Genomic DNA, 22,261 nt, shown 5'->3' with positions numbered 1-22,261 from the left:
CACATTGACGAGGACACACACCAATTCCAGCGCATAAACGCCAGAATAAAGAGTGTACCTCAATAGAAAAACGTGCACCGTATCAGTCGTGTCCGCAAATAACCCCTGAACCTAAATCCAAAGGCAAAAACACAAACCGCAGCCCACGTTTCCCTTCCAAATAAACAACAATGTCAAAAAGCGGACATCCCGCAAGGGACGTCAAATTCGTCGGCTCTCATAAAAAGCGGCGCAAACTGTTTTCATCCCGGTTTTGACAACCGGCAGTTCCTGCCGAACCTTTCCTGAAAGCTCGCCTCGGCAACACCCGTTCGGGCACCGCGTCGTCAGCGCTGGGGGTATATAGGGCCGAGGTATCTGCCTGTCAACACCCGGTTCTGAAAAAATCGAAACTTCTTTTTTTCCAGAACCTTGGCCGGATTTGCTGGGGGTTTGGAGGCCCCGTCCACCGGTATGGGGTATATAGGGCGCACCAATTGCCGAGTCAACAGGTCGTTTTTTATTCACAGGGCCGCGAACAGCAATACCAGCCCGAACCCCATGACAAGGAGCGCCCCGGCCAGTTCAAGCCACCACACGATCGTCGCGCCCGCCCCGTTGCCGCCTGCAAGGCGCAGGGCAACCCCCTTGGCCCCGACCGCGAGCGAAGCAAGCGCGGCAACCGTGAGCGCGGTACCCAGCGACATCATCAGGGTCGCAACGATCCCCGCCGCGAGAAGCCCCTGGCTCAATGCAAAGGCCAGCACGACGAGCGCCCCCGAACAGGGCCGCATGCCGACAGAAACGACGACGCCCAGCGCCGCCCGCCAGTCGCCCGCCGTCTGGGCAGGCTTGACCACGTGATGGTCGCAGCCATCGTCATGCCCGTGATCGTGCGCATGGTGATGGCGGTGCCCCAGACCAAGGATATGCCTCGCAGCGAGCCAGGCGCCCAAAAGGGCGATGAGCCCATAGGACGCAACCATCATCCAGTAAGCCGCATCGCTCATGGCCGTCGCCGTCATCCCCAGCACGGCTGCAACGATCAGCACAAAGCCGATGGCCACCGCCGCCTGCATCATCGCCGACAAGAAGCTCAGCACGACACCGCGCCGCAATTGCCGCTCGCTGGCGAGCACATAGGACGAGATGACCACCTTGCCGTGGCCCGGCCCGGCGGCATGAAAGACGCCATAGAGAAAACTGAGCCCGCCCAGAATCCAGAACGCATTGCCGTCCTCGTGGAGCGCGCCCAGCGCACCGGTCATGGCGCGGTAGAACACCCGCTGCTGTTCCCCGATCCAGCCGACAAGCCCACCCTGCCCCGGCGCGATGACCGGTTCGCTGGGCGGTGCGGCAAAGAGCGTGCGCGGCCGGCTGGCCTGCGCGGTTTCGTTCACCGCCTCGAGCGCGGTCGCAGGCTCGTGGAGCGGACAGGTGACGGTGACGAGATTGGCAAGGCTGCGCGCCGCCTCGCGCAGATGCGCGGGGATTTCGGTGACGTCGGGGCCGAGCATCCAGAGCTCCTCCTCCAGCGCCGGATCGATCGACAGCGGGGCATGCGCCTCCGCATAGCAATCGGACGGGGCGCCATCGAGCGTGATGGCGCCGGCTTCGGGAAAGCTGAACGCGGCGTAATATTCCGGATCGCCGACCTCGATGTCGAAACTGCGTCCGATCACGCGCGGCTCGGCAAAGCGCACCGTAAAGCTCAGCGTCAGCCGCTCGCCGTCATAGTCCATGGAAGGGTTCACCGCGTCGGCGATGGGCAGCGGATCGTCCCACGATCCGGCAAAGGTGTAATAGCTGTAGTAATCAAGCCCGACGATGTTTTCCTCGGCCAGCGGCTGGAGCTCCTCCCCGCTCAACGCCCCGTCGCCATCGGTATCGAGCCCCTGGATCGCCCAGGCGGAGAAATAGGGGTCGAACGTCCAGTGATGGCGTAATCCGGCGATTGCACCATCATCGAAAAACACCTCTCCGCGCGCGTCGATCCACACATGGGGATGCGCCTGCACGGGCAGCGCGAAAAGGCTGATGAGAAGACCGAAAAGAATACGGATCATTTCGAGGGCGAACCCACCGGGGTTTTCTCGAACCAATCGACGAGGAAATCGATCAGCGCCCTCACCTTGCCCGAGAGGTGCCGCCGGTGCGGATAGACCGCCTGCAGGAATGGCCGGTTCGGCAGATAGTCGGTCAGAACAGGCACGAGCCCTCCTCTTGCGATCACCTCGTCAGACAGGAAGCTGGGCAAAAGGGCAAAACCGAGGCCCTTTTGCGCGGCGACCAGCGCCCCTTGTGGAGAATTGACGCGCACAGGCCCATCCACGTGAACCGAAATCGTCCGGTTGCCATCAAAAAACTGCCAGTTGGCCTGCCCGGTCATGTTGGTGTCGATGACGCAAGGCAGCCCGCGCAGGGCCTCGGGCGTCGCCGGCGTGCCACACGCCCTGATGACCGAAGGCGCCGCGCAGACCGCCACCGTCGTTTCGGCGATCTTGCGCGCAATGAGCGAGGAATCGGCCATCCTGGAGATGCGCAGGGCCACGTCGACCCCCTCCTCAACCAGATCGACCATGCGGTCCTCGAGCCTCAGATCAAGCGTCACATCTGGATGCAGTTTGACGAACTCGAACAGGGGATCGAGCAACGTCGCTTCCCCGAAATTGCGCGGCGCGGATACCCGCAATATGCCGCGCGGGGCGGCGGTCTGTTCAGCGATGGAGGCATCGAGGTCGTCGAGCTGGGAGAGAATCTGGTTGACCTCGCGATAATAGGCCTCCCCTGCTTCGGTGAGGCTGAGCTTGCGCGTGGTGCGGTTCATCAGCCGGACCCCGAGATAATCCTCAAGATCGGTGACATACTTGGACAGCAGAGCCTTGGAGCGCCCGTGAACGCGCGCGGCGGCCGAAAAACCGCCCGCATCGTACACCTGAACGAAAGCCCTGATGCGCGCCAGATCCTGCATTATCGTCCCCGATTTCCCTCTTTCAGCCAGCCAAGGTCGAACCGCGCGACCTCGCCGAGCAACTCCGCAAAACCCTTGAGAATATGGTCCGCATGGATGGCCCCCTTTTCCCGATCCGCCAGCCGCGCATCGCCCACGACGCCCTTTTCATTGAGATCGCCCGAAAGCCAGCCGAACCGGTGCGCACCATAGCCCGATAGATAGAGCATGTCGGCCTCCAATGCTTCCAGCCGCGAGGGAAAATCGGCGATTGACCCGGTTTTTACGAGATCAGGCCGGTAATGGAGCATCAGCGCGGTCTCGATGGCGCCGCCATGGATACCGTATTTACGCTCGCGTTCCGAATATAGCCCTTCGGGAAACCCGAACCGCATCCAGGCCGTGCCCACGGCAAGCATATCGAGCTCCGCCCTTGCCTTCAAAATGACGGCATCGACCGTTGGCGTGTTGCCGCCATGGCTCGAAACGATGACCAGCCGCCGCCCGCCCGCCGCCGCAAAGTGGCTGGCGATCCCGAACCAGCGGGCGATCAGCGAGGCGACGGGAAGGCTTTTGGTCTCGTCGAACCGCCCATGCTCGTCAGAGGCCCCGATGGTCTGGATAGGCAGCACCACCGCATCGATCCCTCCATCGAGATAAGGCCCGAGCGCGCCCAGATGGCCGGCGGCAATGTCGCAGTCGGTGGAAGCGGGAAGATGGGGGCCATGCGCCTCGGTCGCCGCCACGGGCAGGATGGCAATGGTACGCCCGTTCACCGGAACGGCGTCGAGCCCGTCGAGCGTATCGAGATGGACAAGCGGCAAGACGAGTGTCTCCTTTTGCGGCAGCATCCCACGAACGATGAGACTTAGCTTGTGCGCCCACGACGAACAGCGGCCCCATCCGGTTAACTTTGCCACTATCGGTGATTCGACCTTTTTCGCGCGATCCTCTATTTCAGTCTGTCATGTCGAAAAAACCGTCCGCCTCCACGCTCTATCGCCTGATCGAAGCCGGCCATCTGGCCCGGCAGGCGCTGCTTGCACCGCTCGCCGCGCGCGGACTGGAAGCGGGTGACGATGCAGTGCTGCTCGGGCTCAAGGACACGGGCGGCACGACCATCGCGGCGCTGGCCGAATTCACCGGGCTCGATACGGACGGACTGGCCGCGATATTGCGCCGGCTCGAGGACAAGGGATTGCTGCTGCGCCTTGCCGTGGGGCCAGAGATGGAGCCCGGCGCACGGCTCTCCCAACAGGGGCACCTGATGCGGCAATCGATCGAGGAGCACTGGCGGCACCTCGAAACCGTGCTGGCCGAGGACCTCGGCGATAAACGGCACAAGCATCTGCGCAAGGGCCTCAAGCGCATCATCGGCCTGTTGCGGTTTTAAGAGCGCCTATCGCATTTCATGTCAGTGCGCGTGGCTTCACCCCACCCCAGCCCTCCCCATCAAGGGGAGGGTGTTTCCTTTGCTTGGCTATCTCCTTACGCACAATGGTCAGCATGGGCGGCAACCCTGCGGTGAAACGGGTGATATCGGCATCTGCAATCCGCCTTGGTCATAGGTTGGACGTGTTCTAAAAATACGGTTGCGCATCGGGGGCGGCTCCCATAGGTTCCGCCCCCCAAATCCGGACATCCGCCATGACGCCCTTCCATCGAATTCTCGGCAACAACCTCGTTGCCAACATCACCAATTTCACCGTCTGGTTCGCCATAACCTTCTGGATCTTCATCGAGACCCAATCGGTGTTCGCCACGGGCATGGTAGCGGGTATCTATCTGGTGTTCACCGCCGGGCTGGGCTTCTGGCTGGGTTCCATCGTCGACCACAACGGCAAGAAGATCTCGATGCTGGGCTCGAGCCTCGTTTCGTTCATTTTCTATGCCGCCGCTTTCGTGATGGTCCTCGCAGCGCCCGAAGGCGCCTTTGCCGACCCCTACGGAATTTATCTCTGGACCTTCGTGCTGCTGGTGATGCTGGGGGTGATCGCGGGTAACATCCGCGCGATTGCGCTCCCTACCCTCGTCACCATCCTCATCCCCGCCGAAGAGCGCGACAAGGCCAACGGGCTGGTGGGCATGGTGAGCGGCATCGGCTTTCTCATCACCTCGGCCATTTCGGGCTTTCTGGTTGCCTGGGGCGGCATGTACCTCACGCTAATCATCGCGCTTGGCGCCACGGGACTGGTTTTCTTCCATCTTCTGGGCATCCGGATCGACGAGGACCGCCCCGTTCCGGCCCAGAACGCGCCGCAGGAACCCAAAAGGGTGGACATAGCCGGCACCATCGCCGTCATCGCCGCCGTGCCGGGGCTGTTCGCGCTGATCTTTTTTTCGACCTTCAACAATTTCCTGGGCGGCATCTTCATGGCGCTGCTCGATGCCTATGGGCTATCGCTGGTTTCGGTCGAGATCTGGGGCCTGACCTTCGCGGTGCTGTCGACCGGCTTTATCATTTCCGGACTCGTCATCTCGCGCTACGGGCTGGGCAGGAACCCGCTCAAGACGCTTCTGATGGTCAACCTCATCACCTGGAGCGTGTGCTGCGTCTTTACCATCCAGCCCAATTTCTGGCTGCTGGTCGCCGGGTGTTTCGTCTGGATGCTGCTCGGCCCGGCCGCCGAAGCGGCCGAGCACACGACGCTGCAAAAAGTGGTCCCGCTCGAGCGGCAGGGGCGGGTCTTCGGCTTTGCCCAGTCGATCGAACAGGCCGCCTCCCCGCTGACGGCCTTTCTCATCGGGCCCTACACCCAGTTCATCGTCATCCCCTTCATGACCGACGGGGCGGGCGCGCGGACCATCGGGGGCTGGTTCGGCACCGGGCCCGATCGCGGCATGGCGCTGGTCTTTACCGTTGCGGGCCTGATTGGCGTTGCCGTGACGTTGTTGGCCTTTGCCTCCAAAGCCTATCGCCGGCTGTCGGCCTTTTATCTCGGGGTGCCCGACAGTGGAGAACTGAGGGACGATACGAGGCCGGCTTAGCGTATATAGGGGGCACCGCAGCCCCCTCACCCCCCACCCCTCTCCCACGAGGGGAGAGGGGGCAAAGATGGCCACCCCACGGTTCCCCTTCTCCCCTCGTGGGAGAAGGTGGCCCGGCAAAGCCGGGTCGGATGAGGGGGGACTGGCCCTAAGGCCCAAGCCTGCTTGCCCGGCGGTCGGCGCCCATGGTGAGGGCCAGGGTGAAGAACGCAAAGATCAGCATGCCGAACGCAACGATATGGGCTTCGGTCCAGCGCAATTGCTCGACATAGTCGAAGATGGCAATCGAGAGCACCTTGGTGCGGCCCGGAATATTGCCGCCGATCATCATCACGACGCCGAACTCGCCCACCGTATGGGCAAAGCCCAGCACTGCCGCCGTCAGATAACCGGGCCGGGCCAGCGGCAGGATGACGAGCACGAATGCCTTCCTGAAGTCGAACCCGAGCGAAAACGCCGCTTCGAGCGGCTCCTTGCCGATGGCGGCGAACGTATTGCGCAGCGGCTGGACGACGAAGGGCAGCGAATAAAAGACCGATCCGATGACCAGTCCCGTGAAGGTGAAGGCCAGCGTGCGCGCGCCCCAGAACGAGGCCAGCCATCCGCCCGGCCCACTGGGACCGAGCAGGATGAGCATGTAAAACCCCAGTACCGTAGGGGGCAGCACCAGCGGCAGCGCCACCAACGCGTTGACCACCACCGTCCAGCGCGATTTCGAGCGCGCCAGCCACCACGCGATGGGCGTACCGAGGACAAGCAGGATGACGGTCGTGACGAACGCCAGCGATACCGTCAGCCGGACGGCGGGCCAGATATCCCAGAAAAGCTGCATCTACTCCGCCACCGCGTACCCATAGCTTTCGATGATCGCGGTCCCCGTCCCGCTTCTCAAAAAGTCGAGAAAAGCGGCGGCGGCTTCATTATCCGTCGAGAGCAGAATCGCATCCTGGGTGATGGGGCTGTAAAGCGTCTCATCGACCAGCCATTGCGAACCGTCCTCGCGCCCGATGACCTGTGAGTAGGCGACGAAGCCCAGTTCGGCATTGCCGGTATCGACGAACTGATGAGTCTGCGAAATATTCTGCCCGATGACGAATTTGGACCGCAGCGTCTCGGTCAGCCCCAGCGCATCGAGCGTTTCGATGGCGGCGGCGCCATAGGGCGCGGCGGCCGGTTCGGCGATCGCGATGTTGGCGAACTCGCCTTCAAGACTCTCAGGGCCGGTGACCAGCCCTTCGATAGTCGAGAACAGCACCAGCTTGCCGATGGCATAGGAAAAAATGCTTTTGCCATCGCTATGCCCCTCATCGGCCAGCCGGGCGGGGGTTGCAGCGTCGGCGGAAAGCAGCGCATCGAAGGGCGCCCCTTGGATGATCTGGGTGTAGAGCGCGCCGGTCGCCCCGAAGCTGAACCCGATCGTCTGCCCGGTTTCCTCGGCAAAGGCCGCGCCCAGCTCTTCGGCCGCGGCGGTGAAATTGGCGGCGACCGCGATCTGCGCATCCTGCGCAAAGGCGGGAACGGCAAGAAGGGCAACAAGGGCGGAAAGGATGAGGGGCTTTGCGCTGGTCATGGGGCCGCACCGATATGTTTTGTTGAACATATCGATTTGTTACCGCGCGGCGGCACGCAAGGCAATGCGCTATTTCTTTTCGGCAATATCGCTCTTGAGCGCGCGGAGCGCGGCGACGTCCTCGGCGATCGCCGCTGCGGTCTTGTCCTGCATGGCGCGGTAATGGGCCAGCACTTTATGCCCGAGCGCGGTCAGTTCCGCCCCGCCCTGCGCTGCCCCGCCGCGTACGGTCTCGACCAGCGGCGCGCCGAATCCTGCATTGAGGGCCTGCACCAGTCCCCAGGCGCGCTTGTAGCTCATGCCCATCGCCTTGCCCGCCGCCGAGATCGAGCCGGTCTTCTCGATAAGCTCGAGAAGATCGGCCCGTCCCGGCCCGACATAGGCATCCTCATCGAGCGTCACCCGCAAGTGACCGAGGCCGGATGCAGGAACCGGGCGCTTCATCGCGCTAGCGGGCGAGCCCGGCGGCTTCCGCTGCAAGACGGCGGACGGACTCGAAATCCCCAGCCTTGATCGCCGCCTCGGGCACTACCCACGAACCGCCCACGCAGATGACGTTGGGGAGGCCAAGATAGGTCGGCGCATTCGCTATGGTGATGCCCCCGGTCGGGCAGAAAATGAGGTCCGGGAGCGGCGAGGCAAAGGATTTGAGCACCGGCGCCCCGCCCATCGCCTCGGCGGGGAAGAATTTGAGATAGGTATAGCCCATGAGGGAAGCGGCCATCGCCTCGGTGGGCGACGCAATGCCGGGCAACAGCGGGATCGAGACGTGTTCGGCGGCTTCCAGTAAAGCCACCGGCGCGCCGGGCGAGACCATGAACTGGCAGCCTGCATCCTGGGAGGCCTTGAGGTCTTCGAGCGTACGGCAGGTGCCCGAGCCGACCACGGCGCCGGGAACCTTTGCCATTTCCGCCATCACCTTGAGCGCGTTGGGCGTCCTCAGCGTCACTTCGAGATTGACGAGCCCACCCGCCACCAGCGCCTCGGCCAGCGCGCGGGCGCTCGAAACGTCGTCATGGATGATGACCGGCACGACGGGGGCCGCCGAAAGGATGGTCTTGAGCTTGTTTACGTCCTGCGCCATGCGATCCGTCTCCAACGAAAGTCGAACTCCATGGGGCTCCCTCTAACATGCGTTTTATTGAATTGGGAACCGAAACTGCCTAAGTACAGGGCCGGTCGCGTGGGCGGCTGCTCTTTTCTCTCATTGAGGGGCCAGCAATGATCCAGCAAATCAACGCGATCACACCGATGGAGGACGCGCGCGCCGTCCTTGCCGACACCTTCGATCTCAAATTCTCAAAGGCGATTGAAAAGGCGACCCGCCCGATCTTCGAGAAGGTCCGCGACCGCATCCCCAAAGTCGAGTGGCCGTTTTTCGCGCCGCTGATTTTCGAGATCAACCGGCTCAAGAAAGAAAAGAACGCCGTCATCCTCGCCCATAATTACCAGACCCCGCAAATCTATTACGGGGTCGCGGACGTGGTGGGCGACAGCCTCCAGTTGGCGATCGAGGCAACGCGGGTCGAGGCCGACATCATCGTCCAGTGCGGCGTACACTTCATGGCCGAGACCTCCAAACTGCTCAACCCGCAAAAGACGGTACTTATCCCCGACAGCCGCGCCGGGTGCTCGCTCGCCGCCTCGATCACCGCCGACGACGTGCGCGCCATGCGCGCCAGCTATCCCGGCGTGCCGGTGGTGACCTATGTCAACTCCTCCGCCGCCGTGAAGGCCGAGACCGATGTGTGCTGCACCTCATCGAACGCCCTCCAGATCGTCGAGGCGGTCAAGGGCGACACGGTCATCATGATCCCCGACCAGTATCTGGCGCAGAACACCGCCAAAAAGACCAAAAAGAAGATCATCACCTGGGCGGGCGCCTGCGAGGTGCACGAAACCTTCACCGCCGGCGACATCGCCGAATTGCGCGCCGCCTATCCGGGCGCAAAGATCATTGCCCACCCCGAATGCCCCCCCGAAGTGATCGATGCGGTGGATTTCGCCGGATCGACCTCGGGCATGATCAACTGGGTCAAGACCGAAAAGCCCGCCAAGGTGGTGATGGTCACCGAATGCTCGATGAGCGATAACGTCGCCGCCGAGACGGAAGGCGTATCGTTCCTGCGCGGCTGCAACATCTGCCCGCACATGAAGCGCATCAATCTCGAAAACATCCTCTGGAGCCTGCATACGGGCACCGAGGAGGTGACCATTGCCGAGGAATTGATGGAGCCCGCACGGGCCTCGGTGGAGCGGATGATCGAGATGTCGGCGCAGAAAGAGTGAGAGGTCCGGCGGTTGTCGCTAAAATCGCTCTGGTCCCCGGGAATAAATCCCGGGGTGACAAGCGGGCATGGGGCGGGTATCGGCCAAGATCACCAATGTCATTCCGGGGCTCGTTCCCGGAGTCCAGCGCGATCCAGCCCTGATCGCCGGAACAGGCCGCCCCCTTCAAAACTCCCTAAACCACGTCCTGCCATTCCTTGTGCCGCGCGATCTGGGCCTTGGCGAAGGGACAGAGGGGAATGATTTTTATCCCTTCCGCACGTGCGTCCTCGACCCCGCGTTCAACCAGCGCCTGCCCGATCCGCATGCCGCGCAGCGCGTCGGGGACGCTTGTGTGGTCGATGATGATCTGGCGGGTTCCGACCCGGGTGTAGGTCATCTCCGCCTCATGGCCATCGACACGTACGACATAGCGGCCCTTGGACGGGCCGTCCTCGCGCTCGACGGTGAAATTCCGGTCCGGATCGCTCATCGGCTTTCTCCTGTTGCGAGCCAAGTCTAGCAGCAGCATGACCCGGCACAAGCCTCGCCCCCATGCTTGCCAAGCCGGTTTGACGCGCCTAAACCCGTCCCTCCTGATGCCGGGGGACGCATATGGAAATCTTTGACAATACGTTCAACGCCGAAGGCGTCGTGATCGTCGGGGCGGGGCTTGCGGGGCTGTTTTGCGCATTGAAGCTCAGCCCCCGGCCCGTCACCGTTCTGTCTCCCATGCCGCTGGGCAATGGCGCCTCTTCGAGCTGGGCGCAGGGCGGGGTCGCCGCTGCCGTGGGCAAGGGCGATACCGCTACGGCCCACGCCCGCGACACCGAAATGGCGGGCGCGGGGATCGTCGACCACGGCATCGCCGAATCGGTGACCGCCGAAGCCGCCGCGCGCATCGACGATCTTGCCCGCTGGGGCACCCCGTTCGACAGGGACGCGCTGGGCCAGTTCGTCCTTTCCCGCGAGGCGGCCCATTCGGCCAACCGCGTGGTGCGCGTTTCCGGCGACCGGGCGGGGCACGCCATCATGCAGGCGATCATCGCCCAGGTGCGGAAAACCCCCTCGATCCGCGTGGTCGAGGGCATCACCGCCGTCGACCTCGCCCGCGCCGAAGGGCGCGTGGTGGGAGTTTTCTGCCGCAAGCTGGGGGATCGCTATGTCGAGCCGGTCTTCATCCGCGCCCGCGCCACGGTGCTGGCCGCCGGCGGTCTGGGCGGGCTTTATGCCGTCACCACCAATCCGCCCTCGGTGCGCGGGCACGCCATGGGCATGGCGGCGCGGGCGGGCGCCATCATCGCCGACCCCGAATTCGTACAGTTCCACCCCACCGCGATTCTGACCGGCGAGGACCCCGCCCCGCTCGCCACCGAAGCCCTGCGCGGGGAAGGCGCGACCCTCGTCAACGAACGCGGCGAACGGTTCATGATGGACGAGCACCCCGACGCCGAACTGGCCCCGCGCGATATCGTCGCCCGCGCCAGCTTCCGGCAGATCAGGAACGGCCACAGGGTTTACCTCGATACACGCGCGGCGCTGGGCGCACGTATCCTCGATGCCTATCCCACCGTCGTCCAGTATTGCGCCAGGGCCGGGATCGATCCAATGATCGATCCCATCCCAGTCACCCCGGCAGCCCACTATCATATGGGCGGGGTGAAGGTGGATGCCGACGGGCGCTCCTCGCTTCCAGGCCTGTGGGTGTGCGGCGAAGCCTCATGCACGGGGCTTCACGGCGCCAACCGGCTGGCCTCCAATTCACTCCTCGAAGCCATCGTTTACGGCGCGCGCATCGCACAAGACATTTCCGGCCTCGAACCGGCAAGGGCCGCCCTACCCCCTTTCGACGGCATCGCATGGGACGCGGCGAAGGGCGCGGAGGCGGAAACGATCCTGCGCAACCTCAAGGCCGTGCGCGATCTGCGCGAAACGATGAGCGATTTCGTGGGCGTCGAGCGCAATGGGGAGGGGCTGAAGACGGCGCTGCGCACCATCCTCGAACTGGAAGAAACCGCGCAGGGCGTCACCCGCGCCTATCTCAACATGACAACCGCCGCCACGCTGGTCGCCGCCGGCGCGCTCCGGCGCACCGAAAGCCGGGGCGGCCATTTCAGGACCGATTTCCCGCAAACCGACGCCAACTGGCAGACACATACGGAAATGACGCTCGATGAGGCGCTCAGCATAAGGGCCCGGGCCTGAGGGGAATTTTGACGAAAGCAGCCTCACACCCTCCCCTCTCTTTCCCGGCGAACGCCGGGATCCAGAGCGAATTCTCCACGCAACCCGAATGTCAAGAAGTGGACTCCGGCTTTCGCCGGAGAAGCAAGAGGGAGGCGATTTAAACGGCCAGCACCGCCTCGACCTCGGCCCGCCTGGGCGGGTTGCAGCCATGGTGGCCGCAGTTGAGTCCCGCCGTAACCGAACCGAATCGCAACACCGCTTCGAGCGCCTTCGCATCGAGCGCGCCGAGCCGGCCCGCCGCCAGCGCATCGCGGTCGGCCAGCGCGGTGAGGACCCCCGCCATCAGGCTGTCCCCGGCCCCCACCGTATCCCCGAAAACCGGCGGAGCATGAATGGGCGCTCGGGCCGACGCGTTGCGCGTAAAGGCGCGCGAGCCGTTTTCCCCCAGCGTTACGACGACCAGTTCGGCATTGGGCCGCGCCAGGAGCGCCTCGGCGTGCTGCTCGATCGTGAGCGATGTATCGAGATGGTCAAGATCCTCGTCGGAAACCTTGATGATATGGGCAAGGTCGAGAAAAGCCGAAAGCCGGGATTTATAGCCCGCAAAATCGGAAATGAGGCTCGGGCGCACATTGGGATCGATCGAGATGATCGTTCCCGCCGCGGCAACCGCCCCTATCACTGCGGACCAGACGGTAAAATCCTCGGGCTCGATGGGCAGAAATCCCCCGATCTGGAAAAGATCGATCTTTTGGGGCAGCGAGGCGTTGAGCTTTGCAACCGATATGTCGCGCTCGGCCGTCCCCTGCCGATAAAAGGCGTAGGCCGGAAGACCCTTGGTGTTGCGCGTCACCACGGCGAGCGTCGTATTGGCGGACGAACGCTCGGCGACCAGTTGCCTCACGCCCGCCGCTTCGAGCGGCCCCAAAAGCAGGTCCCCGAACGTGTCGGTCGAGATCGGGCATAGATACCCTGTCTCATTTCCCAGCCGTGCCAGCGCAATCGCGCAGTTATAGGGCGATCCGCCCGCATGGGCGCCCATCGTCAATGGTTCGCCCGCCGCCTGTGGCTGTGCCACCAGATCGACCAGACTTTCCCCCGCCACAACCAGCATCGTCAAAATCCCTCTATCCGCTGCGCGATCTATAGAATTGGCTTGGCCGATTGGCAACTTTGTGCGGGCGCCGATCCACGCTTTGCGCTAGGTGATGGGAAAAGACCGAATCTTACCGGAAAGGAGCCGCGATGACCGGGCTTGAAGACCGCATCGAGGCGCTGGAGATTCGCGCCGCCCATCAGGACCGCACAATCGACGATCTTAATACGGTGATCGCCGATCAATGGCGCGAGATCGACCGCCTCAAACGCCTCATCGCACGGATCGACGACCAGATGGCGGCGGTCGAGCTTCTGGCGCGAACCGGCGAAAAAGAACCGCCCCCGCCCCATTATTGAACTAAACGCACCAGTCGCGCCGGGCGCCGTCCCATGCCCGGGCCAGCCCTTCGCTAACCAGCACCATGCCCAGCGATTGGCCGTCCCGTTCGAGGATGCGCAGCTTGCGGCCATAGACGTCCTCGTCGCGCGAATAAGGCGTGGCAATGAACGGGCCCTGGTTGAGCAGCGCAACGAGGCGCACCGTTGCCGCCTGCCCCAGCGCCAGTTCCTGCGGGCAGCCGTAATTGCGCACTTCCGGGGTATCGATATCGGCGATGCGGATCGAGACGCCCTCCACCCGGATGGTATCGCCATCGATGACGCAGGTGCCGCCCGCCCCGCTGCACGGAGCAAAGTGCCGATCGATCGCCTCGCCGCGCGGCGCGGCGCTGGCAAGGGGCGCCCTGTCGAACGGGATGGACACGAATCCGCGTTCGAGCGCCACATAGGCAAGCGCCCCGACCGCGAGGGCGGCGAGAAGGAATTCGGGCACCGGCCAACGGACCGGCTGATGAGTCCGGCCCGCCCCCCTTGCCCGCTGCCGCCCGAATTGCGTCGATTTGTTCACCCCGGCCTCCAGATTGCGCCCAAGGAACGGTATCGGGGGTGTCCTAAGATCGGGTAAGCGCAATCGGGAGGGCTACGGACCGGTAGCGTTGCGTACGGCTTTACCTGCCGATAACGGGACCGCATGGGCATGGCGAACCGGGCCCGCCATGCTATAAGCGAGGCGAAGCAGTATGTTCCATAGCGTCCTGTTAGGTTGAGTTGGGGGGACTCATGAAGGGGAATGCGGCTCCCTATGATTTCCTGGTCCGTCCTGCGCATATGCCGCGAGGATCGCTGGCCAGACACGTCGCCGACCAGTTCCGGGACGCCATCGTATCGCTGAAGCTCCCGCCCGGCACCGTGCTCAACAAGTCCGAGATCTGCACCCGGCTCGGAGTATCACGTTCGCCGGTCGCCGAGGCCATGGCGCGGCTCAAATCCGAAGGGCTGATCGATATCCTGCCCCAGCGGGGCACGGTGGTCTCGCTGGTTTCGATCGGCGATGCCGAGGAATCGATCTTCGTGCGCAAGGGACTCGAATGCGAGGCGGTGCGCCTGCTGACCCAGACCCCTCCCGATGGCCTGTTCGATGCATTAAGGGAGAATCTCGATCGCCAGCGCCACGTCGTCGAGGCCATGGATGCGGCCCTGTTTCATACGCTCGACCTTGGATTTCATGCCCTCATCGTCGATGCGATCGGGCACAGCCGCATAAAATCGATGGTCGAATCGGCCCGCAACAATCTCAACCGCGCAAGGCAGCTCACCAATTCGATCCGCCGGCTTACCGTCGGACTCGACGAACACATTCGGATTGTCCAGGCCATGGAAACAGGTGACCCCGATCACGCCGCCGCCGTCATGCGCCAGCACCTCAATGGGGTGCTGATGGAAATCCAGCAATTCGCCCGGAACTATCCTCACCTGTTTGCCGACGGCGTCATCCTGCCCGCCTCCGGTCTGGACAGGGCGCTCTGACGCAAGGGCGTTTCCGGCGCGAAAAGTGGCGAGGTTGCATTTCCTCATGTGATAGCCTGCGGGCATCGCGCCAAAGGCGAGCGGGAGCATTGCAATGAATGACGAGCACATCATCGAGCGGACCGATACCCCGGCCGGGGGACGATACGAGATCGATCTGGGCGATGGCTACAAGGCCGAGATGACCTATCGCTGGCGCGACGGGGTCATGGTGATCAACCACACCGGCGTTCCCCGCCCCTTCGAGGGGCGGGGCATCGCGCTCAAGCTCGTCAAGCGCGCTATCGCCGACGCCCGCGAGGACGGATTCCGGATCGACCCCGTCTGCCCCTATGTCGACGTCCAGTTCCGCCGCCACGCCGATTGGGGTGATCTGCGGGCGGGGTAGGGTATCCCGGGTTTCCGGCCAGCACCGCAGCCCCCTCACCCCCAACCCCTCTCCCACGGGGGGAGAGGGGGGCTCAAGTGGTAGCCCCACGGTTCCCCTTCTCCCCCCGTGGGATTGAGGAATGTCCCAAAGGGCAAATCGCTCCAGTGGAGCGATTTGAATGACGAAAGTGGGCTTTCGCGAAGCGAAAGGTCGGATGAGGGGGGCGCGATGCTAACGGCCCCGCCAAGCCCGCTTCCTACCGATCGAACCTATTCAACGTCGCCCACAAACCGGGCGATGGCCTGCAACTCCTCGTTGCGGACTTCGTGCCCGCCGCCGTGCCAGAAGGTCTGGGTGCGGGCGTCCTGGGCGGCGAAATAATCGGCCAGTGCACGGGTTTGCGGCGCGGGGCAGATCGGATCGTGCTCGCCGGCGGTGATGAGGATGTCGCGGCCCGCAAGCCCGGCCACGGGCGCCGGCGCCCACGGGATCAGCGGGTGCATCAGCACCGCCGCGTCGAAAAGGCCGGGCGCTTCGAGCATCACCGAGGCAAGGATATTGGCCCCGTTGGAATAGCCGAGCCCGAGAACCTTGCCCTCGCCCTTCGCCTCGGCGACAAAATCGGCCATCGCCTTTGTGCGTTGCGCAAGGTCGTCCATATCGTAGCGGCCCTCACCGGTGCGCCGGAAATAGCGCAGCGCACCGCCTTCCGAGACGTCCCCGCGCGGAGCGATGACCCTCGCATCGGGCCGCAATTGCCGGGCGAGCTCGAAGAACTGGTTCTCATCGCCCCCAGTGCCGTGAAAGACAAAGAAGGTTAGCGCCCCGGCATCGGGCTGCTCGTGGCGCTTGTGAATGTAGTTTTGCGTGCTCATGCCACATCCTTTATCTCGGGCAGATGGGATTGGAGCCAGGACCGCAGATGCTCGTGCTGGCTGGGGAGTTTCAGCGCCTCGCCCAGATGCGCGCTGTCCTCGTCCCGGTCGAACCCCGGCTCATTGGTCGCGATCTCGAACAGCACCCCGCCGGGGGTCCTGAAATAGATCGCATAGAAATAATCCCGGTCGATCACCGGCGTGACGTTATGGCCCGCATCGACCAGCGCCTGCCGGACCGCGAGCTGGTCGGCCCGATTGTCGACGGCAAAGGCGATATGGTGCACCGAGCCGGCCCCCAATTCGCCACGCGGCATGTTGGGCAGGGTCTCGATATCGATGACATCGGCACCATTGCCGCCCGCAAGCGCGAACCGCTTGATGCCCTTGTTCGTATCGGCGTGGTGATAGCCCATGAACTTCAGAAGCTCCTCGGTCGCCCCGCTGTCGCGCAGGCGTAGGGACGCGCCCTGAAAGCCTCGGATCGCCTCGTCGCCCGCCACCGTGCCGCCGGTCCAGGGCGCGCGCGGATCGTTTTCGATTTCGGCCAGCGCGAACATGTCGCCATCCACCGCCTTGAAACGCAGGCGCTTTTCGCCGAACCGTTCATCGGCGGCAACGCCTTCAACGCCTTGGGCAACGAGCCGGTCCTGCCAGAATTTGAGGCTCCCCTCGGGCACCGAGAACATCGTCTCGCCCACTTCGCCGGTGCCGGGGCGGCCCCTTATGATGTGGGGAAAGGGGAAATAGGTCATCACCGAACCGGGCGAGCCCGCCTCGTCGCCATAGTAGAGGTGATAGACGGAAGGCTCGTCGAAATTGACGGTTTTCTTCACCCGGCGCAGGCCGAGCGTTGCGGTGAAAAAGTGGTTGTTGGCGTTGGCATCGCGCGACATGGAGGTGACGTGATGCAGGCCCCTGATCTGTCCGGTCATGGGATCGCTCCTTGCTTGGCCCCCTCGGGGGGCGTTTCATGGAGCAATATAACACCGCTGCCCGGCCCGATAATCGGTGCCCGATCTCATTGTTTATTCGATTTTAGCGAACAATGGGCCGGATGCGATAGGCGCAGCGCCGCGCGCCCGCCACGATATGCTCGATCCGCTCGACGTGGGCATCGGGGCCGAGTACCTCGCGGAACACGGAAAGCTCGGCGCGGCAGAATTTCTGGCAGGCGCTGGCCGCCGCGCAGATCGGGCAATGGTTCTCATAGAGCATGTAGCCCTCGTCGTCCTCGGCCCAGTCGGCCATATAGCCCTCGACGCTGCGCAGCCGGGCGAGCCGTTCGACGCGCTCGCCCAGATCCCTGGCATCGGCCATTTCGGCAAGATAGGCCGCCCGCGTCCGCGCCTCGCGCGTATCGATGAGCTTTTCGAGCATGGCTTCGCCCAATTCGTCGCGCACCATGTCCAAAAGATCGACGGCAAGCGCGGCGTGGGTATCGGGAAAACGGGCCTGTGCCCCGGCGGTCAGCCGCCAGAATTGCGAGGGGCGCCCGACCCCGCTGGCCCGCGACCAGCTTTCGACCAGCCCCTCCTCCGCAAGCCGCACCAATTGCTGGCGGGCCGCTTCGCCCGAGGTGCCCAGAACCCGGCCAAGCCCGGCTGCCGTCTGCTCGCCGTGCATCTTGAGCTGGAACAGGATGCGCTCGGCGGCGCTGCGCGGGGTCCATCCGGTATTGAGTGTCGCGCTGCTTGACATGGCTCCGACGCGAGATTTAGAAAGCACTGACTTGGAAAATACAGTGGCCGAAAGGCAAGATCAAGCCGTTGGCCCGGAAAGCCGAACCCATGCCCCCCAAAAAAGTCCGCACCTTGGGCGCGGACGCCGCTCCGGCGTCCCGTAGCGTCAGCATGTCTCCGGCCTCCGCCGGGGTCGATGACGCGCTCGATCTTGCCCATTTCACCGATACGATGTCGCGGCTTGCCGCAACCGTATGCATCGCCGCGTCGGCAGACGAAAGCGAGCGCCATGCCCGCACCGTCACCGCCGTCACCTCGCTCTCAGCCCAGCCGCCCTCGCTTCTGGTCTCGATCACCAAGGGCAGCGATCTGGCGCACCTGATCGCAAGGACCAACCGCTTCTCGCTCAACCTTCTGGCCGAGGACCAGCAGGAGGTGGGCGACGCCTTTGCCGGAAAGCTCAGGGTCGAGGATCGTTTCTCCGTGGGGCACTGGACGCAATGGCCCTCGGGCCAGCCGCGCCTCGAAGGAGCGGCGACCGCCATCGAATGCCGCGTGGCGGGCAGCATCGATCTGGACACCCATTGCCTATTCGTGGGCGTGCTCACCGGCGCTCAGACGAGCGAGAAAAAACCCCTCGTGTGGTATCGGCGCGGCTATCATACGCTCGAAGGGTAAGGCTGCCGGACCTGTCGGATTTTGTTGGAAACACCAATTCTCAGTCATCCTGACAGCGTGCTGGACCCCGGCTCAGGGCCAGAGTAGCGAAAGGAGCGAGAGACTGGTTCAGATGGTCTCCGCCATCAGCCACTCGCGATAGGGGCCGTGGACGGCGTCGGTGGGGAGCGAGATGATCTCGGGCACATCGTAGGGATGCAATTCCACGATGGCCGCCTGGAGAGCGGGAAATATGCCCGCGCGGGCCTTGGCCAGCAACAGCACCTCCCCGGCGGTTTCGATTTTTTCCTTCCAGCGATAGGTGCTGGTGACCGGCAGGGCCTGCACGCACGCCGCGAGCCGCTTTTCGACCAGCATGCGCGCGATGCGGGCGCCATCCTCCTGGGAGGGCACCGCAATCATCACGACGACGGGGTTGTCTTCCATGGTCCCTACCCCTTTTTCACCTCGGCCCAGCCCCCGCTGCGCTCGCTTTCAAAGATCGCATCGAGCACCCGCATCGAGGCGATGGCATCCTCGATGCCATAAGGCAGTTCGGCCTTGCCCAGCACCGCCAGCGCGAACGCCTCGGCCATTTCGGTATACTGGTCCTGCGCGGGGACGATCTCGCGCCGCGCGAAATGACCATCGGGGGAAAGACCCTCGTCGACGAGCAGCGCGGTCGGCTGGCCCTGCGGGGCGTTGAACGGCACGACGATCTCGACACGGCCCCTGGCGCCCATGATCTCGATCGACTGGGTATTGGCCATCTGGGTCGAGACGAGGAACTGAAGCTGCCGCCCGCCGCCGAAATCGGCGATGACGCTGGCCTGCCGGTCGGTCCTGAAACCCGGATCGCGGTCGATCAGCGCCACGACACGCTCGGGCTCGCCCTCAAAAAAGAACCGTCCCGCCGTTACCGGGTAACACCCGATATCGAGAATGGCGCCCCCGCCGATATCGGCCATGTTGCGCACATTGTTGGGATCGACATTGTAGTAGCAAAAGACCCCGCGCACCGCGCGGATCTCGCCCAGTTCGCCCGATCGCGCAATCTCGCGCGCCCGTAGCCACTGGCCGTGGAAGCGCACCATGAACGCTTCCATCACCAGAAGGTCGGGGCGGCAGGCGCGCAGCCTTTCAGCATCCGCCACATCGAGCGCGATGGGCTTTTCGCACAGCACGTGCTTGCCCGCCGCGTTGGCGGCCAGCGTCATTTCGACGTGGAGATGATTGGGCAGCGGGTTGTAGATCGCATCGATTTCCGGATCGGCCAGCATCTGCTCATAGCTGCCATAGGCCTTTTCGATCCCCAGTGCGTCCGCAGCCGTCCGCGCGCGGTCCGCATCGCGCGAGGCGATGGCGGTGACCTTGGAATGGGGCGAGCCCATGATGGCGGGCGTCACCTTCGTCATGCCGATGTCCGCCGTCGACAATATCCCCCACCGCACCTTGTCGCGCGCCATATCCAACCCCTCCATATCTCAAAATCCTTCCAGAGCGCGGGCTGCTACGTGTCCGGCACGGCCAGAAGCACGATGGTGAGAAGCAGCCGGGAGGCTCTGGCACCATAAACCGAATGCGGCACGCCCCCGCCAAGGTAAAGCCACTGGCCTGCCACGAGGGTGACCGGTCCGTCCGGCAGCCCGATTCTGGCCTCGCCTTCGAGGCAGAAAAGCGTGATCGGCCCCTCGACGGCATGTTCGGCAATCTCGCGGCCCTCGGGCACGACAAGATGAATGGCCTCGAAATGATCGGCCTTGACCAGCGCCGCCGTTTGCGCCGCCAGCGGGCCGTCCGGGGGATCGAGCGTTACCGCCCGCCCCGATGCGGCGCGAGGAAGAGCCATTGATATCCCCCCATGCGTGAGAATGCGGGCGGCCCCGATGGAGCCGCCCGCAGAAAAAAATTATGCCTCTTCGGGGGCGTTGAAGATCTCGGGATTCTCCTCGCCCTCGACGATGAGATAGCCCGCAAGGCCCTTTTCCGCCCGCGAGAGCGCATGGTCGACAAGCACGTAGCGGCCCGGCACTTCGCAGGTGATCTCGACCGCCACAGCGCCCCCCGCCGGCACCATTACCGTCTGGACGCTTTCGAGCGGAGGGCTGACGAGCGAGCCGTAGACATAGGCCTTGTCGAAGATCTCGCCGATGACGTGGAACGAGGACGAGAAGTTCGGTCCGCCTACACCATAATAGATGCGGACCTTCTCACCCACCCGCGCGTGCATGGGATAGTGGTCGGTCAGCGCGCCCACATGGCCATTGAGCACGAAATATTCGGGCTGCTCGGCCAGAAGCTTGTCGTAGCTCTCGGTCAGCAGTCCGCTCGTGCCGAACGGCTCGTTGGTGTAGATCTCGCCCTGCATGACGTAGAATTCGCGGTCGACCGGCGGCAGGCCCTCTTCGGGTTCGACGAGAATCATGCCGTACATGCCGTTGGCAATGTGCAAGGCAACGGGTGGCACAGCGCAGTGATAGACGAAGATGCCCGGATGCACCGCTTTGAAGGAAAAGCTGCGCTCCTCACCGGGGGCGGCAGTGGTCGCCTCGGCGCCACCGCCCGGACCGGTCGCTGCATGAAAGTCGACGTTGTGCATCATCCAGCTATCGGGAGCGTTCTTCAGCGTCACATTGACCGTATCGCCCACCCGCACCCGGATGAACGGGCCCGGAACCGTGCCGTTGAACGTCCAGAATCGGAAGGAGCTGTTATGCGCCAGATGGGCTTCCACCTCGATGGTTTCGAGCTCGACCTCGACGGTGGTGGGCTCGGTCCGCGTGATCGGAGGGGGAATGTTGACGGGGTTCTCGGCGATATCGGCCATGTCCGGGTGCACCGGGTTGACCGAATATATGCGGTCGCTGAGGACGCCCCCGTGCTCGTGGTCGGCGACCAGCAGCCGCTGGTTGTTCTGGGCCAGCGCCGGAGGAGCGCCCAGGATGGCGCCGAGCCCCAGCCCGGCCGTTCCCGCAAGGATCGTCCGCCGGGACAGATTGGGCTGGCCGCTGGCGGGTGTTTCAGGAGAGGTGGGCTTGTCTGGAGAGTTTGGCATTGCATCCATCCGTTTGAAAAAGGTGCGCATCGTCGCGATATAAGTGTACCCGACAATATGGCTTTGGCAACTCGTCAACTGCCGCACGCCCTTTGAGTTCCCCGATATTGACCGGTTGAAATCCAAGCCTTTTCTTGCAAAAATCGGTGGCCGGCCCAAGGCGCCCATCGTTGCCGCCCCGCCGCCCGCGACAGTACGGGAACCAAATGCACTTTGTCGGCTTCCACCCCGTAATGCCAAACTCACCCAAGGAGAAAAAGATGAGAACCACTCTCGCCACCCTAGCTGCCGCAACGTGCCTGCTCGTTGCAATGCCCGCATTTGCCGCCGACCATGAGGTGCAGATGCTCAATCGCGGAGAGGCCGGGGCGATGGTTTTCGAGCCTGCCGCGCTGAAGATCGAGCCGGGCGACACGGTCACCTTCGTATCGGTGGATCCGGGCCATAACGCCGAGACCATCAACGGCATGTTCCCCGAAGGCGCCGAGACCTTCCGCACCGCCATCAGCCAGACCGAAACCGTAACCTTCGACGTCGAGGGCGTTTACGGCATCAAGTGCACGCCCCATTTCGGCATGGGCATGGTCATGCTGGTCCAGGTGGGCGACGACCCCCAGAACCTCGAAGAGGCAAAGAGCGTGACCCTGCCCCCCAAGGCGTCCGAACGCCTTGACGCAGCTTACGCCGAGCTTGGCCTCTAAGAGGGTTTCCAGAAT

At 63.7% G+C, this 22,261-nt stretch carries 26 protein-coding genes; 9 read left to right on the top strand and 17 right to left on the bottom strand.

The features are described from left to right. Window positions 1-503: 503 nt before the first annotated feature. From DQG18_RS16425 to DQG18_RS14845, 3 genes are read right to left on the bottom strand one after another with little or no spacing between them, the layout of a single operon-like run. Window positions 504-2,045, bottom strand: coding sequence for a HoxN/HupN/NixA family nickel/cobalt transporter (locus DQG18_RS16425; RefSeq protein ID WP_116655028.1), 1,542 nt, complete (start codon window positions 2,043-2,045; stop codon window positions 504-506). Next, window positions 2,042-2,950, bottom strand: a complete 909-nt coding sequence (locus tag DQG18_RS14850; RefSeq protein WP_198669790.1) for a LysR family transcriptional regulator — start codon at window positions 2,948-2,950, stop codon at window positions 2,042-2,044. The genes DQG18_RS16425 and DQG18_RS14850 overlap by 4 nt, the downstream gene beginning before the upstream one ends. Beyond that, window positions 2,950-3,753 (bottom strand): creatininase family protein, encoded by an 804-nt coding sequence (locus tag DQG18_RS14845; protein ID WP_245958484.1) that lies wholly within the window; start codon window positions 3,751-3,753, stop codon window positions 2,950-2,952. The genes DQG18_RS14850 and DQG18_RS14845 overlap by 1 nt, the downstream gene beginning before the upstream one ends. A gap of 143 nt (window positions 3,754-3,896) precedes the next feature. Here DQG18_RS14845 and DQG18_RS14840 point away from each other — a divergent pair, with 143 nt between their 5' ends. Next, complete coding sequence (locus tag DQG18_RS14840) at window positions 3,897-4,322, top strand: MarR family winged helix-turn-helix transcriptional regulator (protein ID WP_116655025.1); 426 nt, start codon at window positions 3,897-3,899, stop codon at window positions 4,320-4,322. Between the two features lie 254 nt (window positions 4,323-4,576). Continuing rightward, window positions 4,577-5,917, top strand: a complete 1,341-nt coding sequence (locus DQG18_RS14835) for an MFS transporter (RefSeq protein ID WP_116655024.1) — start codon at window positions 4,577-4,579, stop codon at window positions 5,915-5,917. A gap of 148 nt (window positions 5,918-6,065) precedes the next feature. On the opposite strand, the gene modB is transcribed toward DQG18_RS14835, so the two are convergent. From modB to eda, 4 genes are all read right to left on the bottom strand, one after another. Next, window positions 6,066-6,749, bottom strand: a complete 684-nt coding sequence (modB, locus tag DQG18_RS14830) for a molybdate ABC transporter permease subunit (protein ID WP_116655023.1) — start codon at window positions 6,747-6,749, stop codon at window positions 6,066-6,068. After that, window positions 6,750-7,487, bottom strand: a complete 738-nt coding sequence (gene modA, locus DQG18_RS14825; RefSeq protein WP_116655035.1) for a molybdate ABC transporter substrate-binding protein — start codon at window positions 7,485-7,487, stop codon at window positions 6,750-6,752. A 69-nt stretch (window positions 7,488-7,556) separates the two neighbouring features. Beyond that, entirely contained in the window at window positions 7,557-7,931 is a 375-nt protein-coding gene (locus DQG18_RS14820; RefSeq protein ID WP_116655022.1) for a winged helix-turn-helix domain-containing protein, read from the bottom strand. A 4-nt stretch (window positions 7,932-7,935) separates the two neighbouring features. Then, window positions 7,936-8,571 carry a bifunctional 4-hydroxy-2-oxoglutarate aldolase/2-dehydro-3-deoxy-phosphogluconate aldolase gene (gene eda / locus DQG18_RS14815; RefSeq protein ID WP_116655021.1) on the bottom strand — a complete coding sequence of 212 codons (636 nt, stop codon included), beginning with the start codon at window positions 8,569-8,571 and terminating at the stop codon, window positions 7,936-7,938. A 137-nt stretch (window positions 8,572-8,708) separates the two neighbouring features. On the opposite strand from eda, the gene nadA reads away from it, so the two are divergent. After that, window positions 8,709-9,776 (top strand): quinolinate synthase NadA, encoded by a 1,068-nt coding sequence (nadA, locus tag DQG18_RS14810; protein ID WP_116655020.1) that lies wholly within the window; start codon window positions 8,709-8,711, stop codon window positions 9,774-9,776. Window positions 9,777-9,951: 175 nt separating this feature from the next. Here the strand turns inward: nadA and DQG18_RS14805 are convergent, their stop codons facing one another. Next, the gene (locus tag DQG18_RS14805; protein WP_116655019.1) at window positions 9,952-10,248 is read right to left on the bottom strand and encodes a GNAT family N-acetyltransferase; all 297 of its coding nucleotides are present in this window, start codon (window positions 10,246-10,248) and stop codon (window positions 9,952-9,954) included. Window positions 10,249-10,370: 122 nt separating this feature from the next. Between DQG18_RS14805 and DQG18_RS14800 the strand changes: the two genes are divergently transcribed. Next, on the top strand, window positions 10,371-11,960 hold the full coding sequence (locus DQG18_RS14800; RefSeq protein WP_116655018.1) for an L-aspartate oxidase: 1,590 nt from the start codon (window positions 10,371-10,373) through the stop codon (window positions 11,958-11,960). 139 nt (window positions 11,961-12,099) lie between these two features. Here DQG18_RS14800 and DQG18_RS14795 read toward each other — a convergent pair whose 3' ends face one another. Then, window positions 12,100-13,056 carry a PfkB family carbohydrate kinase gene (locus tag DQG18_RS14795; protein ID WP_116655017.1) on the bottom strand — a complete coding sequence of 319 codons (957 nt, stop codon included), beginning with the start codon at window positions 13,054-13,056 and terminating at the stop codon, window positions 12,100-12,102. A gap of 131 nt (window positions 13,057-13,187) precedes the next feature. Between DQG18_RS14795 and DQG18_RS14790 the strand changes: the two genes are divergently transcribed. Then, window positions 13,188-13,397: a SlyX family protein gene (locus DQG18_RS14790; RefSeq protein WP_116655016.1), complete on the top strand. Its 210-nt coding sequence runs from the start codon at window positions 13,188-13,190 to the stop codon at window positions 13,395-13,397. Between the two features lies 1 nt (window position 13,398). Here DQG18_RS14790 and DQG18_RS14785 read toward each other — a convergent pair whose 3' ends face one another. Further along, a complete protein-coding gene (locus DQG18_RS14785) occupies window positions 13,399-13,947 on the bottom strand; it encodes a thermonuclease family protein (protein ID WP_245958483.1) in 549 nt (182 codons plus the stop codon). Between the two features lie 212 nt (window positions 13,948-14,159). Between DQG18_RS14785 and DQG18_RS14780 the strand changes: the two genes are divergently transcribed. Continuing rightward, on the top strand, window positions 14,160-14,906 hold the full coding sequence (locus DQG18_RS14780; RefSeq protein WP_116655014.1) for a GntR family transcriptional regulator: 747 nt from the start codon (window positions 14,160-14,162) through the stop codon (window positions 14,904-14,906). Between the two features lie 94 nt (window positions 14,907-15,000). Continuing rightward, entirely contained in the window at window positions 15,001-15,294 is a 294-nt protein-coding gene (locus DQG18_RS14775) for a GNAT family N-acetyltransferase (RefSeq protein WP_116655013.1), read from the top strand. Between the two features lie 251 nt (window positions 15,295-15,545). On the opposite strand, the gene DQG18_RS14770 is transcribed toward DQG18_RS14775, so the two are convergent. From DQG18_RS14770 to DQG18_RS14760, 3 genes are all read right to left on the bottom strand, one after another. Then, window positions 15,546-16,151 carry an alpha/beta hydrolase gene (locus tag DQG18_RS14770; RefSeq protein ID WP_116655012.1) on the bottom strand — a complete coding sequence of 202 codons (606 nt, stop codon included), beginning with the start codon at window positions 16,149-16,151 and terminating at the stop codon, window positions 15,546-15,548. Beyond that, entirely contained in the window at window positions 16,148-17,086 is a 939-nt protein-coding gene (locus tag DQG18_RS14765) for a VOC family protein (protein ID WP_116655011.1), read from the bottom strand. Before DQG18_RS14765 ends, DQG18_RS14770 begins: the two co-directional genes overlap by 4 nt. 103 nt (window positions 17,087-17,189) lie before the next feature. After that, entirely contained in the window at window positions 17,190-17,852 is a 663-nt protein-coding gene (locus DQG18_RS14760; protein ID WP_116655010.1) for a helix-turn-helix transcriptional regulator, read from the bottom strand. 89 nt (window positions 17,853-17,941) lie between these two features. On the opposite strand from DQG18_RS14760, the gene DQG18_RS14755 reads away from it, so the two are divergent. Beyond that, window positions 17,942-18,511, top strand: a complete 570-nt coding sequence (locus DQG18_RS14755) for a flavin reductase family protein (protein ID WP_116655009.1) — start codon at window positions 17,942-17,944, stop codon at window positions 18,509-18,511. 108 nt (window positions 18,512-18,619) lie between these two features. Here the strand turns inward: DQG18_RS14755 and cutA are convergent, their stop codons facing one another. The 4 genes from cutA to nirK are packed head-to-tail and all read right to left on the bottom strand — an operon-like array spanning window position 18,620 to window position 21,545. After that, a complete protein-coding gene (gene cutA, locus DQG18_RS14750) occupies window positions 18,620-18,937 on the bottom strand; it encodes a divalent-cation tolerance protein CutA (protein ID WP_116655008.1) in 318 nt (105 codons plus the stop codon). 5 nt (window positions 18,938-18,942) lie between these two features. Beyond that, complete coding sequence (locus tag DQG18_RS14745) at window positions 18,943-19,956, bottom strand: Gfo/Idh/MocA family protein (protein ID WP_116655034.1); 1,014 nt, start codon at window positions 19,954-19,956, stop codon at window positions 18,943-18,945. A 44-nt stretch (window positions 19,957-20,000) separates the two neighbouring features. Next, the gene (locus tag DQG18_RS14740) at window positions 20,001-20,339 is read right to left on the bottom strand and encodes a cupin domain-containing protein (protein ID WP_116655007.1); all 339 of its coding nucleotides are present in this window, start codon (window positions 20,337-20,339) and stop codon (window positions 20,001-20,003) included. 60 nt (window positions 20,340-20,399) lie between these two features. Then, window positions 20,400-21,545 carry a copper-containing nitrite reductase gene (nirK, locus tag DQG18_RS14735; protein ID WP_245958482.1) on the bottom strand — a complete coding sequence of 382 codons (1,146 nt, stop codon included), beginning with the start codon at window positions 21,543-21,545 and terminating at the stop codon, window positions 20,400-20,402. Window positions 21,546-21,805: 260 nt separating this feature from the next. On the opposite strand from nirK, the gene DQG18_RS14730 reads away from it, so the two are divergent. Then, window positions 21,806-22,246, top strand: a complete 441-nt coding sequence (locus DQG18_RS14730; protein WP_116655033.1) for a pseudoazurin — start codon at window positions 21,806-21,808, stop codon at window positions 22,244-22,246. Window positions 22,247-22,261 lie beyond the last annotated feature (15 nt).

The sequence above is a fragment of the Pelagibacterium sediminicola genome, from assembly GCF_003390885.1.
Classification (GTDB): domain Bacteria; phylum Pseudomonadota; class Alphaproteobacteria; order Rhizobiales; family Devosiaceae; genus Pelagibacterium; species Pelagibacterium sediminicola.
Note: the sequence above shows the minus strand (reverse complement) of the source record. Positions and strands in the feature narration are given on the sequence as shown.

Coding starts and splice junctions, on each gene's coding strand:
- modA (WP_116655035.1), bottom strand. CDS start 7,487: ATGACCAGCGCAAAGCCCCTCATCCTTTCCGCCCTTGTTGCCCTTCTT.
- DQG18_RS14800 (WP_116655018.1), top strand. CDS start 10,371: ATGGAAATCTTTGACAATACGTTCAACGCCGAAGGCGTCGTGATCGTC.
- DQG18_RS14780 (WP_116655014.1), top strand. CDS start 14,160: ATGAAGGGGAATGCGGCTCCCTATGATTTCCTGGTCCGTCCTGCGCAT.
- DQG18_RS14840 (WP_116655025.1), top strand. CDS start 3,897: ATGTCGAAAAAACCGTCCGCCTCCACGCTCTATCGCCTGATCGAAGCC.
- DQG18_RS14820 (WP_116655022.1), bottom strand. CDS start 7,931: ATGAAGCGCCCGGTTCCTGCATCCGGCCTCGGTCACTTGCGGGTGACG.
- DQG18_RS16425 (WP_116655028.1), bottom strand. CDS start 2,045: ATGATCCGTATTCTTTTCGGTCTTCTCATCAGCCTTTTCGCGCTGCCC.
- DQG18_RS14790 (WP_116655016.1), top strand. CDS start 13,188: ATGACCGGGCTTGAAGACCGCATCGAGGCGCTGGAGATTCGCGCCGCC.
- eda (WP_116655021.1), bottom strand. CDS start 8,571: ATGGCGCAGGACGTAAACAAGCTCAAGACCATCCTTTCGGCGGCCCCC.
- DQG18_RS14740 (WP_116655007.1), bottom strand. CDS start 20,339: ATGGCTCTTCCTCGCGCCGCATCGGGGCGGGCGGTAACGCTCGATCCC.
- DQG18_RS14835 (WP_116655024.1), top strand. CDS start 4,577: ATGACGCCCTTCCATCGAATTCTCGGCAACAACCTCGTTGCCAACATC.
- DQG18_RS14795 (WP_116655017.1), bottom strand. CDS start 13,056: ATGCTGGTTGTGGCGGGGGAAAGTCTGGTCGATCTGGTGGCACAGCCA.
- nadA (WP_116655020.1), top strand. CDS start 8,709: ATGATCCAGCAAATCAACGCGATCACACCGATGGAGGACGCGCGCGCC.
- nirK (WP_245958482.1), bottom strand. CDS start 21,545: ATGCCAAACTCTCCAGACAAGCCCACCTCTCCTGAAACACCCGCCAGC.
- DQG18_RS14775 (WP_116655013.1), top strand. CDS start 15,001: ATGAATGACGAGCACATCATCGAGCGGACCGATACCCCGGCCGGGGGA.
- DQG18_RS14805 (WP_116655019.1), bottom strand. CDS start 10,248: ATGAGCGATCCGGACCGGAATTTCACCGTCGAGCGCGAGGACGGCCCG.
- DQG18_RS14770 (WP_116655012.1), bottom strand. CDS start 16,151: ATGAGCACGCAAAACTACATTCACAAGCGCCACGAGCAGCCCGATGCC.
- DQG18_RS14850 (WP_198669790.1), bottom strand. CDS start 2,950: ATGCAGGATCTGGCGCGCATCAGGGCTTTCGTTCAGGTGTACGATGCG.
- cutA (WP_116655008.1), bottom strand. CDS start 18,937: ATGGAAGACAACCCCGTCGTCGTGATGATTGCGGTGCCCTCCCAGGAG.
- DQG18_RS14760 (WP_116655010.1), bottom strand. CDS start 17,852: ATGTCAAGCAGCGCGACACTCAATACCGGATGGACCCCGCGCAGCGCC.
- modB (WP_116655023.1), bottom strand. CDS start 6,749: ATGCAGCTTTTCTGGGATATCTGGCCCGCCGTCCGGCTGACGGTATCG.
- DQG18_RS14765 (WP_116655011.1), bottom strand. CDS start 17,086: ATGACCGGACAGATCAGGGGCCTGCATCACGTCACCTCCATGTCGCGC.
- DQG18_RS14730 (WP_116655033.1), top strand. CDS start 21,806: ATGAGAACCACTCTCGCCACCCTAGCTGCCGCAACGTGCCTGCTCGTT.
- DQG18_RS14745 (WP_116655034.1), bottom strand. CDS start 19,956: ATGGCGCGCGACAAGGTGCGGTGGGGGATATTGTCGACGGCGGACATC.
- DQG18_RS14755 (WP_116655009.1), top strand. CDS start 17,942: ATGCCCCCCAAAAAAGTCCGCACCTTGGGCGCGGACGCCGCTCCGGCG.